Below are 16,506 nucleotides of genomic sequence, written 5' to 3'. Positions count from 1 at the left end.
AAGCGTAATGAAACAGAGAGAAATGACTGATAACGAACCCATGAACGAAATAAGTCCTCCCGGACTCAAGCCATTGTGCGGACTGCTGGCGGGACTGACCCTGATGGGGCTCGCCGGATGCGCCGCCGTGGGACCGGATTACACCCCTCCCGCCGCCAAAGCGCCGAATGCCTGGCACACCGCCCTTCAAAACGGACTCAGCGCCGGCCCTATAGACCCGGTATCAATCGCCTCATGGTGGACGCGCTTCGATGATCCGGTTCTTTCCGAATTGATCACGGGTGCCGTAACAAATAATCTCGATCTGGCCGAGGCCCGCGCGCGGGTTCGTGAAGCCAGGGCCGGAAGAGGCATCAGCCAGGCGGCTTTATTTCCCGCGCTGGATGCCACTGCTTCGGCAACCAAGAGTCGAAGCAGTGAAAACAGCGGCTCAGGCAGGGAAAGCGAGCTCTATGCGGTGGGCTTTGACGCGGGGTGGGAATTGGATGTGTTCGGCGGGGTTCGGCGCTCGATTGAGGCGTCCGATGCCGATCTGGCCGCTATCACGGAGGATCTTTACGATGTTCTGGTTAGCCTGGTGGCGGAAACCGCTCTAAATTACCTGGAAGCCAGAACGTTTCAGGAACGCCTGCGCGTGGCCGAGGCCAATATCAAAACGCAAGAGGAAACGTACCGTCTGACCCGTTCCCGGTTCGAGGCGGGCCTGAGTGACGAGCTTCCCGTGCAACAGGCCCTTTATAACCTGGAAAGCAGCCGCTCGGAATTGCCGACCCTTCGAACCGGTCTGGAAGCGGCTCAAAACCGATTGGCGGTGTTGCTGGGCATGCAACCCGGCGCGGTTCATGACGCACTATCCGAAGCCAAACCCATTCCGGTGCCGCCGGTATCGGTAGCCGTGGGCGTGCCGGCCGAAGCCCTTCGCAGACGTCCGGACGTTCGTCGGGCTGAGCGCCGCCTGGCTGCCCAAACGGCCCGAATCGGGGTTGCAGTGGCAGATCTTTACCCCAAGTTCAGGCTTTCCGGATCCATCGGGCTTGAATCGATTTCAACCGGTGATGTGCTGAACACCGACTCCCGAACCTGGCGCATCGGCCCGGGCATTTCATGGAACGTGTTTGACGCCGGCGCCATCCGTCGGAACATCGCGGTGAACTCCGCGCTTCAAGAGCAGGCTCTTATTCAACACGAATCAACCCTCCTTGCCGCACTAGAGGAAGTGGAAAACGCTCTCACCGCTTATGCCGAGGAACAACATCGACGCCGATCACTCATCGCCGCAACCGAAGCGGCGCAACTTGCAACGGCGCTTTCCAGGGATCGATATATGGCCGGGCTGGTGGATTTCAGCAATGTGCTTATCAACGAACGCGCCGTGTTGTCCTTTCAGGATAACTTGGCCCTTAGCAACAGAACCGTCACCGCCAACCTGGTGCGCCTTTACAAGGCACTCGGGGGCGGATGGACGCCGTTGGACGAAGGGTCTGACGTAGCATCAAGCTTATCAGGTGAAACACCATGAAGAATACGGAAACAAACGCTCACGACGACATCGCTAAAACCCTTGAACCGGGGGCCCCGAAACGCCGTGGCACCCGGCTGAAAAAGTGGCTTTTCTGGGGAGTTATGGTGCTGGTACTCGCATGGATCGGTATCCGATGGCACATGGACCGTAATACGACGAGCACCCGTTATATGACCCGGCCTGTGACAACCGGTGATTTGACGGTGACGGTTACGGCCACCGGCAACTTGCAGCCAACCAATCAAGTGGATGTGGGCAGCGAGTTGTCCGGTATCGTCGACACCGTGGGTGTTGATTATAATGACCATGTCAAAATCGGTCAGGTGCTGGCACGGCTGGATACGACCAAACTTCAGGCACAGGTTCTCCAATCCAGGGCCACCGTGGAAGCCGCCAAGGCCAAGGTGTTGCAAGTGCGGGCAACGATCACGGAAGCGCGCGCTCAGCTTGATCGACTGACCCACCTGGCAAAATTAAGCGAACGCAAGGCCGTTTCCAAGCAGGATCTGGATACGGCTCGCGCAACGCTGGATCGTGCACTTGCCGATGAAGCCGCCGCCATGGCATCAGTCGATCAGGCCCGGGCGGTTTTGGAGCTAAATGAAACCGATTTATCCAAGGCGATGATTCTCTCTCCCATCAACGGCATTGTGCTGGTGCGCTCGGTGGAACCCGGCCAAACCGTGGCCGCCTCTTTGCAGGCGCCGGTCCTTTTTACGCTGGCGGAAGATCTGACCCATATGGAACTGCATGTGGATGTGGACGAGGCGGATGTGGGCCGGGTACGTGCCGGCCAAAAGGCAAGCTTTACCGTGGATGCCTATCCGGAACGCACCTACCCCGCCGAAATCACCCAAGTGCGCTATGGGGCCAGAGCCACCGAAGGCAGTACGACCACCGGTGTGGTCACCTATGAGACGATTCTCAATGTGGACAATACCGACCTATCGCTCCGACCCGGCATGACAGCGACCGCGGATATCGTGGTCGAGGAGGTTAAAAAGACCCTTCTGATACCCAATGCCGCCCTGAGATTCAGCCCACCGTCCGACCCGAAAGACGTTCCGGCGCCGCAAGGCGGTATTATGATGAAACTCTTTCCCAGGCCGAGACGTTCCGGGGAAAAACAACGGTCTGAATCATCCGCTGAAAAGAAACCGCACCGCGTCTGGGTCGAGCAAAAAGGGCAACCCGTTCCCTTACTGATTCAAGCCGGTTTGACGGACGGCATCATGACGCAGATCCTTACGGGCGATATTATGCCTGGCATGGAAGTCATCGTCGATGCCGTGAGTGAGAAACCATGACGCCGGAACCAGGGAACACCCCGTTGATTCGACTAGAACGGGTCAGCAAAATCTATGGCGAAGGCCATGCCGCGGTGAGAGCGCTGGGCGGGGTCGATTTAACCATTGCGCAAGGGGAATTCGTGGCGGTGATGGGCCCGAGCGGCTCCGGCAAATCAACCTGCATGAACATATTGGGGTGTTTGGATACACCTACAACCGGCGCATTCCTGTTTAACGGCGTCAATGTCGGAAAGCTGTCCCGGGATCAACGGGCAATTCTGCGCCGCCACTATCTCGGTTTCGTGTTTCAGGGGTTTAACTTGCTTAACCGCACCTCGGCACTTGAGAATGTGGAATTGCCGCTGATTTATCGCAAAGTCCCCCTTGCTGAACGACATGCAAGCGCCCGTAACGCCTTAGCCGCCGTCGGCCTTAATGGATGGGAATCCCATACGCCAGGCGAACTCTCCGGCGGCCAGCAGCAGCGGGTGGCCATTGCGCGCGCGATCGTTACCGAGCCCAAGGTGCTGTTGGCCGACGAGCCCACCGGCAATCTGGACTCCGCCCGAAGCCGGGAAATCATGAATCTCTTAACCGACTTAAACCGCGAACGCGGATTGACCATCGTCATGGTCACGCATGAGCTGGATATGGCGGCTTACGCCGGCCGGCGCATTCATTTCAGAGACGGCCTGATCGATCACGGCTCTCAAACCGGAGATGTCCGCTGATGTTGTGGGAAACGATACTGCTGGCGCAACGGGAGATTCGGCGCAATGTGTTGCGATCTTCCCTTACCATTCTCGGCATCGTGATCGGCGTGGCCGCTGTAATCACCATGGTCACCGTGGGAAAAGGCGCCACCGCGCAGGTAGCCGCCGATATCGGGAAACTGGGCAGCAATATGCTCCAAATCAGGCCCGGTCAGGGTTTTCACGGACCCGGCGGCAGCCGCTCCACCGCCGCTATGTTCGAGGTGGCGGATGCCAATGCCATCGCCAAGGAAATTGACGGCCTGGTGGCCGTAGCGCCGACCGATGCCACAAAGACTCAAGCCATATTCGGGAATCAAAACTGGTCCACCACCATAAATGGCACCACCAATGACTTTCTCAAGACTCGCGACTGGCCGCTTTCGGCCGGTCGCGCCTTTACCGAGGCAGAAATGCGATCCGGCAAAGCGGTCTGCATTATAGGCGCCACTGTTGCCAAGGAGCTTTTCGGCTCCGAGAATCCGCTGGGCGCCGCCATTCGGCTTCAGAAACTGTCCTGTCAGGTCATCGGGGTTCTGGAATCCAAAGGCCAATCGAGCTTCGGCTCAGATCAGGATGATTTGGTGCTGGTTCCCATTCGAATTTTTCACCGCCGAATTTCCGGAAATACGGAAGTCAGTGTTATCTATGTATCCGCCAGAGACGGGGTCTCAACGGAAAAAGTGAAGGGCGATATCGAGCGGTTGATGCGGGAGCGACGCCGAATCGTGGGTGGCAAGGAGGATGACTTCAATGTTCGGGACATGAAGGAAATTCTGGCCACGCTGACCGGCACCACCCGCATTCTCACGGCATTGTTAAGCGCGGTGGCAGCCGTGAGCCTTCTGGTGGGCGGCATCGGCATCATGAATATCATGCTCGTATCGGTGACCGAGCGGACCCGCGAGATTGGTATTCGGCTCGCCATCGGCGCGCTTGAAAAGGAAGTGCTCTTGCAGTTTCTGGTGGAGGCAGTGGTGCTGTCCTGTTTCGGCGGGCTGGCCGGCATCGCGCTCGGCCTATCGGCAGCGGCCTTCGGCACGCGGGTGCTGGATGTACCCTTTATCTGGAATCCGGGTGTCGTGGCCCTTGCTTTTTTGTTTTCCGGCGCCGTGGGTGTCATCTTCGGCTTTTTCCCGGCCAGAAAAGCCGCCCGTCTGGATCCCATCGAAGCCTTGCGGCATGAGTAATGGCCTTGCGCCGGCGTTACAGTATCTGTCAGCCGAATAAACATTAGCTTCCAGCGCAACCGGGTTAGGCAATGTTTTGCGCTAACCACCGGTTGCATCATGCTCCCGCGAATGCCAATGCCAGGCCGTCCGAATGATGGTCTCCAGGCTTTCATATTCGGGATGCCATCCCAGCGCTCTTCTGATTTTATCGGAAGCCGCGACCAGGACGGCCGGATCACCGGCCCGGTTGCCGGTCTCAACGGCCGGAATCGCGCGCCCCGTGATGTTCCGGCTCAACTCGATGACCTCCCGCACGGAGTGGCCCTTTGAATTTCCCAGGTTGTACACCGTGCTGGCGCCGCCGTCCAAAAGGGCATTCAAGGCCAGCAAATGCGCCCGGGCCAGATCACAGACATGCACATAATCCCGCACGCAGGTGCCGTCCGGCGTCGGGTAAGCGGTACCGAAAATTTGAATATGCGGCAATTCACCCAATGCGGTTTTAAGCACCAGCGGAATCAGATGGGATTCGGGCTGGTGCCGTTCACCCATCAGGCCAGCGGGATCTGCACCCGCTGCGTTGAAGTATCGAAGGCTCATAAATTTTAAGCCATAAGCGACTTCGCAGTCTTGAAGCAGCCGCTCAACGGCCATTTTGGTCGCGCCATAGGGGTTTGTGGGCGCGCACGGCTGATCTTCCGTGATCGGAACGGTCGTCGGCTCGCCATAAACCGCCGCGGTTGAGGAAAATATAAACCGCAGGACCTTGTGTCGAACCATGGCCTCAAGCAGCGATAAGGTGCCGGCAAGATTGTTGCGGTAATACGCAAGGGGGTTACGAACGGATTCCCCCACCAGGGAAAACGCGGCAAAATGCATAACCGCATCGATAGCATACCGTGAAAAAAGCTGATTCAAAACTATGGGGTCGCTCAAATCCCCGCAAATAAACTCCCCGCCGACGACAAGATTCCGATGCCCCGTGGAAAGATTATCCAAAATGACCACCCGATGGCCGGCCGCCAACAGCGCCTTGACCATGTGCGTCCCGATATAACCGGCACCGCCCACCACTAAAATGGCCCGATCCGCCATACCTCATCCTCCACCCTATATTTAATTAACAGTCCGATCTTTAAAAGATTTTTTAACTCAAACAGCGGTTAAACACAACCCCTTCCGTAAAGGAAAAAAGTTTTATCACCCGGTTGAAAACCATTAATTTTCTCAACCTGTGAAACAAATGCCACAACTATATGGCGTTGGTTTCACAAATACTGAAAATATGTCGCAGTATTTTAAATAACCCATTGTTTTTTTTATGCCATTAAGTTTCTTAAAAAATGGGCACGCCTCTTGCTTAACCATACCTTATCGACACGGGAAAGAAAACCATGCGTTTAATTTTTCGGTTGCTCGAAAAGGGTCTCGCGGGCAAAATGAGGTAATAATATGGAAAAATTCGCGCCATGTGAACAGGGCATCAAAGCCCTGATGCTCCATTACCGGAAATCTTTTCGAATCCCTGAAAACATAAATCATTATTCCGAGGAAGATTATCGGGACGCTGAAAGAAAATACATCAAACTGTGCATGACCCACGGGAAATATGCGCTTTCAAATTAACCGGCAGGCTTACATTTCTTTCAAAATGTCTTTGACCGCATTGCCGTCCGCCCGTGAGCCAAAATGCGCCATCACCGGCTTCATGGCCTGCATTTTATTTTGAAATTGGGAAAAATCGATGTTGGACCGAATCCAGGCTGCGATCTCTTCGGTTGCGGCCATTTGCGGCAGATAGCCCTCAACAACGCCGATAAAAGGGGAATCCGGCAGCGCCCCCTTTTGCTGCAACACTTCCCGTTCGGACTTAATCAATTTTTTTAGAATAGCGATGACTTCATCGTCGGGCAACCCTTTTTTACCACCCCGGCTGAACTCCCCGAGAATCACCCGAATGGCTGATTTTCTTTCTTCATCCCTTGCTTTGATCGCTCCGGCCAGGTCCTGTTTGATTTTCTCTTGAAGTGTCACGCAATCCCCTTTATTTTTTTTAGAATCACCGTCAATTTATGGTTGGCGCCGATGTTCATGGTCATTTTCGAAACCGTTACATGATGGTTTCAGAATATAAAAGAATTTTTAAATCAGTTGGTTCAACATTTTCCCCCTTCCGTTACGCAGCAATGGGGTTAGTTGGTGTTGTAAAAGCGCGTATCTTCATATATCAGCATTAATAAGGTGCTGCGATTTGAATTACAGCTCAGGGAAAAAAGGAAATCAAGGAGAAAAGTGAGTGACTCATCTAAAAAACGATCTCTTTTTGCGCGCGTGTAAACGGTTACCGGTTGAAAGAACGCCCATATGGGTAATGCGTCAAGCCGGTCGCTATTTGCCGGAATACAGAGCGGTGCGGGAAACAGCGGATTTTTTCACCATGTGTCAAACGCCGGAGCTGGCCGCGCAGGTCACGCTTCAACCGGTGGATTTAATCGGGGTGGATGCCGCCATTATTTTTTCGGACATTCTCGTGATACCCCAAGCCATGGGAATGGAACTTGAAATGTATGAGGGAAGGGGCCCGGTGTTTCCTCATCCCATTCGAACCCGGGCGGACGCAAAAATGTTGAAAGACATTGATCCGACGGTTGAGCTAAAATATGTTCTAGATGCCGTGGCATTGACAAAGCGGGAATTGGCCGGGCGAGTACCGCTCATCGGTTTCTGCGGGTCACCCTGGACGTTGATGGCGTATATGGTGGAAGGACAGGGCTCGAAAAATTTCTCAAAAGTTAAAAGCTTGATCTATAATGACCCCAAACTTGCCCATGCGCTTTTGGATAAAATTGCGAATGCGGCGGCCCTCTTTTTATCTGCAAAGATTGAAGCCGGCGCCAACGCGGTTCAGATTTTCGACACCTGGGGGGGGCTTCTGGCCTACGACGATTTCAAAACCTTTTCCCTGCAATATATGGAAAAAATAATCGCTCAGATTCGCCGGACCGATGAACCCGTCATTTTATTCGCCAAGGGCGTTCACTCCGATTTCAACTTGCTGGCCGACAGTGGCGCCGATGTCATCGGCCTGGACTGGGTCGCCGACATCGGCATGGTCCGGGCGCAGATTGGGCACAGGGTCGCGCTTCAGGGAAACCTTGATCCGACCGTGCTTTACGCCGACCCGGCAACCATCGAGGCACAGGCAAAACGGGTTTTGGACGCTTATGGCCACGGCACGGGGCATGTATTTAATCTGGGGCATGGGATTCTGCCGGATATTCCACCCGAGAATTTAAAATCCCTGGTAACCTTCGTTCAAACGGAAAGCGCGATGTATCACTAGCAGCGGCCACGGTATCCGCATAACGACGACAACGGAAAGCCGCACGGCGATACGCCGGAATCAAGGACAAAGGGGAATCATCTTAACTGATATGGATCTGACTTTAATCAAAAAATATGATAAACCGGGGCCACGCTATACGAGTTATCCCACGGCGCCGCAATTTTCCGATACGTTCACCCATCAGGATTTTCTAAAGGAAATTGCCGACACCAATCGCGCGGCAAACCCGCCGGACCTGTCTTTATATTTTCATTTACCGTTTTGCGATACGCTCTGTTATTTTTGCGGCTGCAACATGATCGTCACTCGCAATAGGGAACGCATTGGTCATTATGTAAACTACTTAAAAAAAGAAATCGATCTGATACGGCCTCACCTGTCGCCGGACCGAAAGGTGTCCCAGCTTCACTGGGGCGGCGGAACCCCCACGCATCTGACCCCGGATGAAATTTCGAATCTGAGCGCCTATATTCACACCCGCTTCAATTTTCAGGACGCGGTGGAGGCGAGCTGCGAAATTGATCCCCGGGAGCTGACCCGGAACCATCTGGCGGCGCTGCGAGCCGCCGGTTTCAACCGAATCAGCATGGGCGTGCAGGACTTTAACGAAAAGGTGCAAAAGGCGGTCAATCGGATTCAGCCCGAGAACATCACGCGCAGGGCAATTGCGTGGGTTCGCGAGCTGGGCTTTCACAGTTTCAACCTGGATCTGATGTACGGGCTTCCCTTTCAATCCGTCTTCAGCCTTGAAAAAACGATCGACGGCGTGATCGACATTTCGCCGGATCGCATCGCGTTGTTTAATTTCGCCTATGTACCCTGGATGAAAAAACACATGCGGGCCATTCGCCAGTCAGACCTGCCGTCGCCGGAAGAAAAACTGAATATTCTCAAAATGGCCACGGAAAAGTTGATTGCCGCCGGTTATGTGTTTATCGGCATGGATCATTTTGCAAAACCCGATGACGAACTGGCCGTGGCGCTCCGGGAAAAACGATTGTACCGGAATTTCCAGGGATACAGCACGCATGCCGGAACGGATCTCTACGCCATGGGCATTACCAGCATCAGCCAGTTTGGCCGCATCTATGCGCAAAACGTCAAAACCGAAGCGGAATATTTCGCAGCGCTGGACAAGGGGGTGCCGCCCACGGCCAAAGGGATTGTGTTGTCGGACGACGATGTGTTGCGCCGATGGGTGATCACCCGCTTGATGTGCGATTTTGAATTGGATTTCGGCGCCGTGGAGGAAAAGTTCGGAATTCATTTTGAGACGTATTTTCGCTGGGGGTTGAACAATCTGAGGGAGATGACGGCAGATCACCTGCTGCGGATCGACAATCGTAAAATAATCGTTTTGGAGATGGGACGGCTGCTGATTCGCAATATCGCGATGAATTTTGACGGATTTATCGAGCGCCAGCAAGATAGCGCCAAATATTCCAGAACGGTCTAACGGGGAAAAAATATTGTTTATGAACGCATATGCGGTTGTCTTAATGAACCTCGGCGGGCCGGATTCCTTGGAATCCGTCGAACCCTTTTTATGCCACCTCTTCAGTGATCCCGACATTTTCCGGATTCCCTTCGGCCAGCGGCTCTTCGCCAAATTCATTTCCAAACGCCGGGCGCCGAAAGTCATGGCGCGGTATCGCCAAATCGGCGGCAAATCACCGATCAATGAATGGACCGAAGCACAACGCCGGCTGCTTCAAGAGGCACTGCAGGTGGAAAACCCCGGCGCCCGGGTCTACACGGCCATGCGCTATTGGCACCCGTTCATCCACGAGACTGCCGAAAAGGTCGCAGCAGACCGCTTTGAGAAAATCGTATTGCTGCCGCTCTATCCCCATTACTCCATCACCACCACGGGATCAGCCTTTAACGAGTGGAAAAGAGTCTATTCCGGGGACGTTGCCGCGTTGAACTATGTGTCGGACTATTTTGATCACCCGCAATATATCGCGGCGATCAATGAACGGATCGATGAAACGATTCAAACGTTTCCGGAAGCCGCGCGCGGTGAAATTCAAATCGTGTTCAGCGCTCACGGCACGCCGGTTCGATTCGTGAAAGAAGGCGATCCCTACAGCCGGCAGATACAAAAAACTGTGGATGGCGTTATGACGGCCCGCAGGCATTCGCACCCCCATCACCTGTGCTTTCAAAGCAGGGTCGGGCCGGTGAAATGGCTCGAGCCGTCCACCGAAAAAATGATCGAGAAACTGGCCACCCAAGGCAACAAGCACCTGTTGATCGTTCCGGTCAGTTTCGTATCGGATCATATCGAAACCTTGTTTGAATTGAATGTGGAATACCGGGAGGTGGCGGAACGGCTCGGCATTGAAACCTACCGGGTCATGACGGGATTAAACGCCTCAACCACCTTCATCGCAGCGCTCAAAGACATAGTTCTGGCAACCATCAAATAGAAGAAGTGCGTTCCATAATGAAAAAAAAGAGCATTCACATCACGGTATTGGGCGCCGGCATATCGGGGCTGGCGGCGGCGTATTGGCTTCATGGGGACGGATTTGAGATAACGGTTCTTGAGGCTAAATCTGCCCCCGGCGGCACCATGGAAACCGTTCGCGAAAATGATTGCCTCATTGATTACGGGCCTAACAGCGGACTCGAAACCACACCGCTGATCGGCCGAATGGTACGCGAACTGGGGCTGAAACAGGAACTGATTTATGCCAATGAGTCCGGCAACCGGCGATACATATTGAAACATAATCAGCTTATGGCCCTTCCCATGGGACCGGCCGCTTTTCTTAAAACCAAGCTATTTTCCACAAAAGCCAAACTCCGGCTGCTGGCCGAACCCTTTATCGGCAAATCAGCGGACGGCTATTACCAAAGCGTTTCCGAGTTTGTCCGCAGACGCCTGGGACGAGAGTTTCTCGATTACGCCATCAATCCCTTTGTTGCCGGCGTGTTTGCCGGAAATCCGGATTCGCTGAGCGTTCAATCCGCTTTTCCCAAACTCTACCGGCTTGAAACGCTCTACGGCGGGCTGATCAAGGGCATGATAAAGGGCGCAAAGGAACGGAAAGCAAGCGGTGAAACCTCCAAGCAAACCGCTCGCATGTTTTCCTTTCGCAGCGGCATGCAGACGCTTCCCGTCGCCATTGCCGGTAAATTGGGGGAAGCGGTTCGATATGGGTGCGACGTACGGGAAATCGTCCCGTTCAACCACCGGTTCAAGGTGCGATACCTTGAAAACCAACACGCGATGGAGATGGATACGGATATCGTATTATCGGCGATTCCGGCCTATCGGGCCGCAGCTATATTCGAACCGATGGATACCACCCTTAGCCGGCATCTTAACCAAATCTACTACCCGCCCGTGAAGGTTCTTTTTTTGGGATTTAAAAAAGCAGCCGTCAAAAGGGAGCTGGACGGGTTTGGTTTTCTGATACCGGAAAAGGAAAATAAAACCTTTCTGGGCGCCATCTGGACCTCCACGATTTTTGTCGGCCGGGCACCGGAAGAGGTTGCCGCCTTTACCTTGTTCGTCGGCGGTGCTCGATCGCCCCATCTTTTTGACACCGACGCGGATACGCTGTTCCACACAGTGTTAAATGAATTCAAGGAAATCATGAATATCGAGGAAGCACCTTTATTCGTTCGTGAGCGCATGTGGTCCAAGGCCATTCCTCAGTATACGCTCGGATATATCGAGCATGAGCGGTATTTTGAACGATTTGAAACCGAGCATCCCGGCATCTTTTTGAGCGGTAATTTTCGCGGGGGCATTTCGGTCGGCGATTGCGTCAAAAACTCGGAATCTGTTTATCAGCGGATAGTAAGAAAGGGGTCACTAATAAGCTGTCAACAATGAAAACTTGACACCCTAAAAAATAACCCGTCTCATGATATCATTTTTCCTTTTATGAATCCTTGTGATATACATATGCGCCGGGGAAAAGATCACCTTATGGTCAAAACCCGACAATATCCCATGCTGACTCGCTTAAGCTGAAACAAAGCGATGTTTTGTAAGTAATAGTGGAATTACCAGATGTTCTTTGGCGCACTATCAAAGGGCCACACATGAACAAAAACGAAATACTAACAAATTTGCAGCAATATAAAGAACGCAACAGCAGTGGATATCTTATTCGGCGGATCGGTATTTTTGGCTCCGTGGCAAGAGGATCTTCCACGATTCAAAGCGATGTCGATATCGTTGTTGAACTGGAACGGCAAGATTTGTTTGACCTGATCGGGATCAAACAGGATCTTGAAGAAAGGCTAAACTGCCCGGTGGATATCGTGAGCTATCGCCAAAAAATGAATCCCTTCTTGAAACGTCGAATCGACAATGAGGCGATTTATGTTTGATAGGGAACTGGCGCTTGAAATTTTAATCCAAATCCGCCAAGCGGCCCAAACAGTTTTAAGGAGGTCTGCGCCCATCAAATCACCTGAAGACTTCACAAGTTCCGATGCGGGTATGGAAAAACTGGACGCCATTTGTATGCAACTGATTGCCATTGGTGAGAGCTTAAAAAAGTTTGATGAAATAACGGACAATAAGTTCCTTCCCCGATATCCCCAAATAGAATGGAAAAAGGCCAAAGGGTTACGGGATATTATCAGCCACCACTATTTTGATGTGAACGCCGAAGCCATCTACAGCGTCTGTAAAGACAATATGAGTCTACTATCGGGAACGATCACCCAAATCATCAGAGACATCGAACACCAGAAATGAGACACCATTTTTTTTGGGGGGGGAGAGAAGAAAAAAAGAAGGGGATCAAAAAAAAGATAATGAGTTTGGCTCAGAAGTCGCAACAAAAGGAATAAGCTGTCAACAATGAAGACTTGACCCCTACCATCCTTTCAACCCTTAAAAGGAGTTTTATCCGTCAATGTTTCAGGGAATCACGGGTGATATTCTTCAGCGGCATTCATGCGGTGACAGAGAAGGCGCTTATCAGCAGGTTGAGGTTGATTTCATTTTGCTTCATGACCCTGCCTGCGCGCTGCTTCTAAAGGAGTTCACAGCGCTCGGCCAACCGTTTTTTGATAAAAACAAGGTCCTCATCACCGTGGATCATTTCGCGCCGCCCGCGAGCGTGGAAAGAGCCAACATGGTCAAAGACGTCCTTTCGTTTGTGCGAATGGAAAAACTTCCCAACGCGCCCGTATATCAGGGCATCTGTCATCAGCTCCTGGTGGAGGGGCCATGGGCCAGCCCCGGGAAACTGATTCTCGGCGCGGATTCCCACACCACCACCGCCGGCGCCGTGGGATGTTTTGCCACGGGCATGGGCTCTACGGATATCCTCTATGCATTGGTCACCGGAAAAACCTGGCTGTCTCCCCCCAGGGCCGTTCATATTCTTCTGAACGGAAAGTTTCCCGCTTATGGAATGGGAAAAGACCTTATCTTGACCCTCCTGGGACACCATGGAGAAGACGGGTTTATCCACAAGGCATTGGAATTTTGTGATTCACAAGGTGCCATGGCGATGGATGACCGATTCGCCATCTGCAACATGGTGGTGGAAGGCGGCGCCAAAAACGGCCTTTTCATTCCGGATGATATCACAGCCGCCTACCTGTCGGAGACCGGTTTTGATCTATCGGAGACCTATAAACCACCGCCAAACCAAACGCTGGGTTATGAAAAACGGCTGAAGATGGATCTTTCCGCCATCACCCCCAAAGTGGCGTGCCCGCACAGCCCGGCCCATGTGATCGATGCCGCCGAGGCGGCAAACGAAACCATCGACCAGGTATTTATCGGCTCCTGCACCGGCGGCAGGCTCACGGATCTGGCGGCGGCAGCGCAAATTTTAAAGGGCAAGCGCATTCACTCAAATGTACGGCTGTTGATTATTCCGGCATCCATCTCCATCTATCAACAAGCCATTGAAAGCGGCATTCTTCAAACGCTGTTGGCAGCGGGCGGCACCATCATGAACCCGAGCTGCGGCCCTTGCGGCGGTATCGACAAGGGAATTCTCGGTGCCGGTGAAACATGCCTCAGCACCTCCAACCGTAATTTCAGGGGCAGAATGGGCGATCCGAACTCCCGTGTTTTTTTATCTTCCCCGCTGTCGGCGGCCGCCAGCGCATTGACCGGCAAGATTACCGATCCCAGGGAGGTAATGGCTTAATGACGATGCTTCTTCCCTTTACCGCAACCGTTTGGAAACTTGAGGATAACGTCAACACGGATCTTCTTCACCCGCCGGATTACTTCAGTTTAAATGATGCGCGCATGAAAGCCGGCGTTCACGAAGGCATGAAACGGTTGCAGTCCGCCGTTTCGGCGCATCTTTCGCATGATGCTCTGGTCATCGTGGCCGGCCGCAATTTCGGATGCGGATCAAGCAGGGAAACCGCCGTGCGCGCCCTTCGCGCGGTGGGGGTAAAAGCCGTGGTGGCCCGGTCTTTCGGCCGAATCTTTTTTCGAAGCCTGGTCAACCTCGGTATGCCGCCGCTTATCTGCCATGATTTTCCGGATCACATCAACGACGGCGACGCGGTTACGATTGATTTTGCGCAAGGGCACATCACCTGTGACGGCGAACCACCGTGGTCCATTGAGCCCTTGGATGCGCATGTCCAAAAAGTGATCCTCTGCGGCGGATTGATTCATTATTTAAAAAAAGAACAGATGACCGGTAGCCAGTTATGACCTACGATTATGATGTCATTGTTATCGGCGGCGGGCCGGCAGGACTCAGCGCGGCCATTCGAACGCGGTGGATCAAGCAATACAAGGCCGTACCCTGCAGCACGCTGGTCATTGAAGCCGCTCATATCGGCGGGCTCGCCGGTTGGCGGGGGTGTCAGTTCGCAGGGCCTTCCTGGCAGTTGGACCGAGAAGAGATTCTCAACCGTTTTCAATCGGATATTCACGGCCTGAATATTCCGGTTCACCGGGGACGGGTTGAAAAAATTGAAACCTCCGGTCCGATCAAAACGGTGCACACAACGGAGGGCGCAACCTTTCGCGCCCTTTGCGTGATCATCGCCACGGGGATCAAATCCCTGGTCAATGAGCGGGATTTTCTGGGCCGTGGTCTTGAGGTTACCAACATGGGCTATGAGGCCATTGTTGAAAAGGTCGGCGAATTTTGCAGACGGCCCGGCGCCAAGCGGCTGGCCGTCGTGGGAAGTTCCAAATTATCCAATTTGATGCCGCTGATCCGTAAAACCACGCCGCCGGGCGTGGAAATGGTGTTTATCATGGAGGAAAACGGCATTTGTGAGGGGGATGTGATTCGGGGGTGGGTCGAACAATACTTCGGCAACACGCGGATAGAAGGGCTAAAGTTAAAAACCGGTACCGGATCGGTGCGCCTTGATTGCGATGCGGTGCTGCTGGACTTCAACTCCTATGAGCTTGCACCCGCCTGCCGCATTTCAATGGATAACCGCCCTGCCCCGTTCTCCTTTATTCCGGTAGATGCGGACATGTTGACGCAAACCCCCGGCATTCTGGCAGCCGGAGATATCACGCAAGGCGCTTATAACAGTTTTTCCAGGGCCGTCTCTCAGGGTATTACAGCGGGTTTAAGCGCATACCGGTACGTGTTTGAAAAAAAATTCAATCGACCTCCCCCGCTGTTTGCCTATCGCCCCACGGATTTTATTCTTCACGCGGATTTCAAAGAGCTGCCGGCGTTAAAGGCAACCATGAAGCCGGTTGTCCTGTGCCGTGAAACAGAAATCAAAGATGAGCTGACCGATGATGTCGAGGACCTTGCGGGGCTTTTTGACGGAAGGCATTCCATGGAACGGATTTCAGAAATAACGGGCCGAAGCCTTTCGAAAATCATGGCACTGGCGACCGCCTTAGTGGAAAAAAAGAGGATGACCGTGCATGTCGAAATAGATGGCTGATCCGCCTTCGCCGGGTTAGAAAATCAACAGGGCTCAATGGTACCCAATCCGAGCCAATTGACACTGCATGCCGGGCCGTCATCGATTTCTTCATTTTCTACATACGTGGTCAACACCTTTTCCATGAGGGCCAGCGGCTCTTCCTGTCTTGTTTTTGCCAACTGCTCATAACGGTTCCAAATTTCTTTTGGCATATTCAGACTGATTTTCTCTGACATTTTCTTCCTCCCTTTATACTTCCCGCCCGATGCAGCGACCACTCGAACAGCGGTCTCGGGCACTTCCTTGACATGCACGGTACAATTTGAATCAAGCATACCGTACGACACCGAAAAGAGTCAAGCAGGAAGACCGCAGTGCAACACGATGAATTTGTTCTAACCCCTGTTGGGGCTGAGCGATATCACCCGCGGCAATAACAGTCGAGACGATGGACTGGGCCTACTGCCAAAGGGGCTGCATAATCCAGCCCAGGGTTGCGGCGTATGCCGCTACCCTGGGAAAGCAAGATGCCAACCCATTTATAAACAACCCCGGAGGGGTTGTGTCA

The 16,506-nt window shown here is 53.2% G+C and carries 17 protein-coding genes; 14 read left to right on the top strand and 3 right to left on the bottom strand.

Features of this window, described 5'->3' with window-relative positions; genetic code table 11:
- Positions 1 to 22: 22 nt before the first annotated feature.
- From RBT11_13735 to RBT11_13720, 4 genes are read left to right on the top strand one after another with little or no spacing between them, the layout of a single operon-like run.
- On the top strand, positions 23 to 1,519 hold the full coding sequence (locus RBT11_13735; GenBank protein MDX9787840.1) for a TolC family protein: 1,497 nt from the start codon (positions 23 to 25) through the stop codon (positions 1,517 to 1,519).
- Positions 1,516 to 2,829, top strand: coding sequence for an efflux RND transporter periplasmic adaptor subunit (locus RBT11_13730; GenBank protein ID MDX9787839.1), 1,314 nt, complete (start codon positions 1,516 to 1,518; stop codon positions 2,827 to 2,829). Before RBT11_13735 ends, RBT11_13730 begins: the two co-directional genes overlap by 4 nt.
- Positions 2,826 to 3,542 (top strand): ABC transporter ATP-binding protein, encoded by a 717-nt coding sequence (locus tag RBT11_13725; GenBank protein ID MDX9787838.1) that lies wholly within the window; start codon positions 2,826 to 2,828, stop codon positions 3,540 to 3,542. Before RBT11_13730 ends, RBT11_13725 begins: the two co-directional genes overlap by 4 nt.
- Complete coding sequence (locus RBT11_13720) at positions 3,542 to 4,753, top strand: ABC transporter permease (GenBank protein MDX9787837.1); 1,212 nt, start codon at positions 3,542 to 3,544, stop codon at positions 4,751 to 4,753. Before RBT11_13725 ends, RBT11_13720 begins: the two co-directional genes overlap by 1 nt.
- Before the next feature lie 81 nt (positions 4,754 to 4,834).
- Here RBT11_13720 and galE read toward each other — a convergent pair whose 3' ends face one another.
- Positions 4,835 to 5,830 (bottom strand): UDP-glucose 4-epimerase GalE, encoded by a 996-nt coding sequence (gene galE / locus RBT11_13715; GenBank protein MDX9787836.1) that lies wholly within the window; start codon positions 5,828 to 5,830, stop codon positions 4,835 to 4,837.
- 357 nt (positions 5,831 to 6,187) lie between these two features.
- Between galE and RBT11_13710 the strand changes: the two genes are divergently transcribed.
- Positions 6,188 to 6,361 (top strand): hypothetical protein, encoded by a 174-nt coding sequence (locus tag RBT11_13710; GenBank protein ID MDX9787835.1) that lies wholly within the window; start codon positions 6,188 to 6,190, stop codon positions 6,359 to 6,361.
- A gap of 9 nt (positions 6,362 to 6,370) precedes the next feature.
- Here the strand turns inward: RBT11_13710 and RBT11_13705 are convergent, their stop codons facing one another.
- Positions 6,371 to 6,769, bottom strand: coding sequence for a GatB/YqeY domain-containing protein (locus tag RBT11_13705; GenBank protein ID MDX9787834.1), 399 nt, complete (start codon positions 6,767 to 6,769; stop codon positions 6,371 to 6,373).
- Between the two features lie 262 nt (positions 6,770 to 7,031).
- Here RBT11_13705 and hemE point away from each other — a divergent pair, with 262 nt between their 5' ends.
- From hemE to RBT11_13660, 9 genes are all read left to right on the top strand, one after another.
- Complete coding sequence (gene hemE, locus RBT11_13700; protein ID MDX9787833.1) at positions 7,032 to 8,078, top strand: uroporphyrinogen decarboxylase; 1,047 nt, start codon at positions 7,032 to 7,034, stop codon at positions 8,076 to 8,078.
- 91 nt (positions 8,079 to 8,169) lie between these two features.
- Positions 8,170 to 9,537: an oxygen-independent coproporphyrinogen III oxidase gene (gene hemN / locus RBT11_13695; protein MDX9787832.1), complete on the top strand. Its 1,368-nt coding sequence runs from the start codon at positions 8,170 to 8,172 to the stop codon at positions 9,535 to 9,537.
- Between the two features lie 19 nt (positions 9,538 to 9,556).
- Positions 9,557 to 10,513, top strand: coding sequence for a ferrochelatase (gene hemH, locus RBT11_13690; GenBank protein MDX9787831.1), 957 nt, complete (start codon positions 9,557 to 9,559; stop codon positions 10,511 to 10,513).
- 17 nt (positions 10,514 to 10,530) lie between these two features.
- Positions 10,531 to 11,931, top strand: a complete 1,401-nt coding sequence (gene hemG / locus RBT11_13685) for a protoporphyrinogen oxidase (protein MDX9787830.1) — start codon at positions 10,531 to 10,533, stop codon at positions 11,929 to 11,931.
- A 212-nt stretch (positions 11,932 to 12,143) separates the two neighbouring features.
- Positions 12,144 to 12,434, top strand: coding sequence for a nucleotidyltransferase domain-containing protein (locus tag RBT11_13680; protein MDX9787829.1), 291 nt, complete (start codon positions 12,144 to 12,146; stop codon positions 12,432 to 12,434).
- Positions 12,427 to 12,807: a DUF86 domain-containing protein gene (locus RBT11_13675; protein MDX9787828.1), complete on the top strand. Its 381-nt coding sequence runs from the start codon at positions 12,427 to 12,429 to the stop codon at positions 12,805 to 12,807. The genes RBT11_13680 and RBT11_13675 overlap by 8 nt, the downstream gene beginning before the upstream one ends.
- 160 nt (positions 12,808 to 12,967) lie before the next feature.
- The gene (locus tag RBT11_13670; protein MDX9787827.1) at positions 12,968 to 14,221 is read left to right on the top strand and encodes an aconitase/3-isopropylmalate dehydratase large subunit family protein; all 1,254 of its coding nucleotides are present in this window, start codon (positions 12,968 to 12,970) and stop codon (positions 14,219 to 14,221) included.
- Positions 14,221 to 14,745 (top strand): hypothetical protein, encoded by a 525-nt coding sequence (locus tag RBT11_13665; protein MDX9787826.1) that lies wholly within the window; start codon positions 14,221 to 14,223, stop codon positions 14,743 to 14,745. The genes RBT11_13670 and RBT11_13665 overlap by 1 nt, the downstream gene beginning before the upstream one ends.
- A complete protein-coding gene (locus tag RBT11_13660; protein ID MDX9787825.1) occupies positions 14,742 to 15,956 on the top strand; it encodes an NAD(P)/FAD-dependent oxidoreductase in 1,215 nt (404 codons plus the stop codon). The genes RBT11_13665 and RBT11_13660 overlap by 4 nt, the downstream gene beginning before the upstream one ends.
- Positions 15,957 to 15,979: 23 nt before the next feature.
- Here RBT11_13660 and RBT11_13655 read toward each other — a convergent pair whose 3' ends face one another.
- Entirely contained in the window at positions 15,980 to 16,273 is a 294-nt protein-coding gene (locus tag RBT11_13655; GenBank protein MDX9787824.1) for a hypothetical protein, read from the bottom strand.
- Positions 16,274 to 16,506: the final 233 nt, after the last annotated feature.

The sequence above is a fragment of the Desulfobacterales bacterium genome (assembly GCA_034003325.1).
Classification (GTDB): domain Bacteria; phylum Desulfobacterota; class Desulfobacteria; order Desulfobacterales; family JAFDDL01; genus JAVEYW01.
This window is presented reverse-complemented; position numbering and strand designations above follow the sequence as displayed.

What these genes read in the sequence shown, in the direction of transcription:
- RBT11_13725 (MDX9787838.1), top strand. Translation starts at nt 2,826, where the DNA reads ATGACGCCGGAACCAGGGAACACCCCGTTGATTCGACTAGAACGGGTC.
- RBT11_13670 (MDX9787827.1), top strand. Translation starts at nt 12,968, where the DNA reads ATGTTTCAGGGAATCACGGGTGATATTCTTCAGCGGCATTCATGCGGT.
- RBT11_13660 (MDX9787825.1), top strand. Translation starts at nt 14,742, where the DNA reads ATGACCTACGATTATGATGTCATTGTTATCGGCGGCGGGCCGGCAGGA.
- RBT11_13730 (MDX9787839.1), top strand. Translation starts at nt 1,516, where the DNA reads ATGAAGAATACGGAAACAAACGCTCACGACGACATCGCTAAAACCCTT.
- hemG (MDX9787830.1), top strand. Translation starts at nt 10,531, where the DNA reads ATGAAAAAAAAGAGCATTCACATCACGGTATTGGGCGCCGGCATATCG.
- RBT11_13735 (MDX9787840.1), top strand. Translation starts at nt 23, where the DNA reads ATGACTGATAACGAACCCATGAACGAAATAAGTCCTCCCGGACTCAAG.
- RBT11_13720 (MDX9787837.1), top strand. Translation starts at nt 3,542, where the DNA reads ATGTTGTGGGAAACGATACTGCTGGCGCAACGGGAGATTCGGCGCAAT.
- RBT11_13680 (MDX9787829.1), top strand. Translation starts at nt 12,144, where the DNA reads ATGAACAAAAACGAAATACTAACAAATTTGCAGCAATATAAAGAACGC.
- hemH (MDX9787831.1), top strand. Translation starts at nt 9,557, where the DNA reads ATGAACGCATATGCGGTTGTCTTAATGAACCTCGGCGGGCCGGATTCC.
- RBT11_13675 (MDX9787828.1), top strand. Translation starts at nt 12,427, where the DNA reads ATGTTTGATAGGGAACTGGCGCTTGAAATTTTAATCCAAATCCGCCAA.
- hemN (MDX9787832.1), top strand. Translation starts at nt 8,170, where the DNA reads ATGGATCTGACTTTAATCAAAAAATATGATAAACCGGGGCCACGCTAT.
- RBT11_13655 (MDX9787824.1), bottom strand. Translation starts at nt 16,273, where the DNA reads ATGCTTGATTCAAATTGTACCGTGCATGTCAAGGAAGTGCCCGAGACC.
- RBT11_13710 (MDX9787835.1), top strand. Translation starts at nt 6,188, where the DNA reads ATGGAAAAATTCGCGCCATGTGAACAGGGCATCAAAGCCCTGATGCTC.
- galE (MDX9787836.1), bottom strand. Translation starts at nt 5,830, where the DNA reads ATGGCGGATCGGGCCATTTTAGTGGTGGGCGGTGCCGGTTATATCGGG.
- RBT11_13665 (MDX9787826.1), top strand. Translation starts at nt 14,221, where the DNA reads ATGACGATGCTTCTTCCCTTTACCGCAACCGTTTGGAAACTTGAGGAT.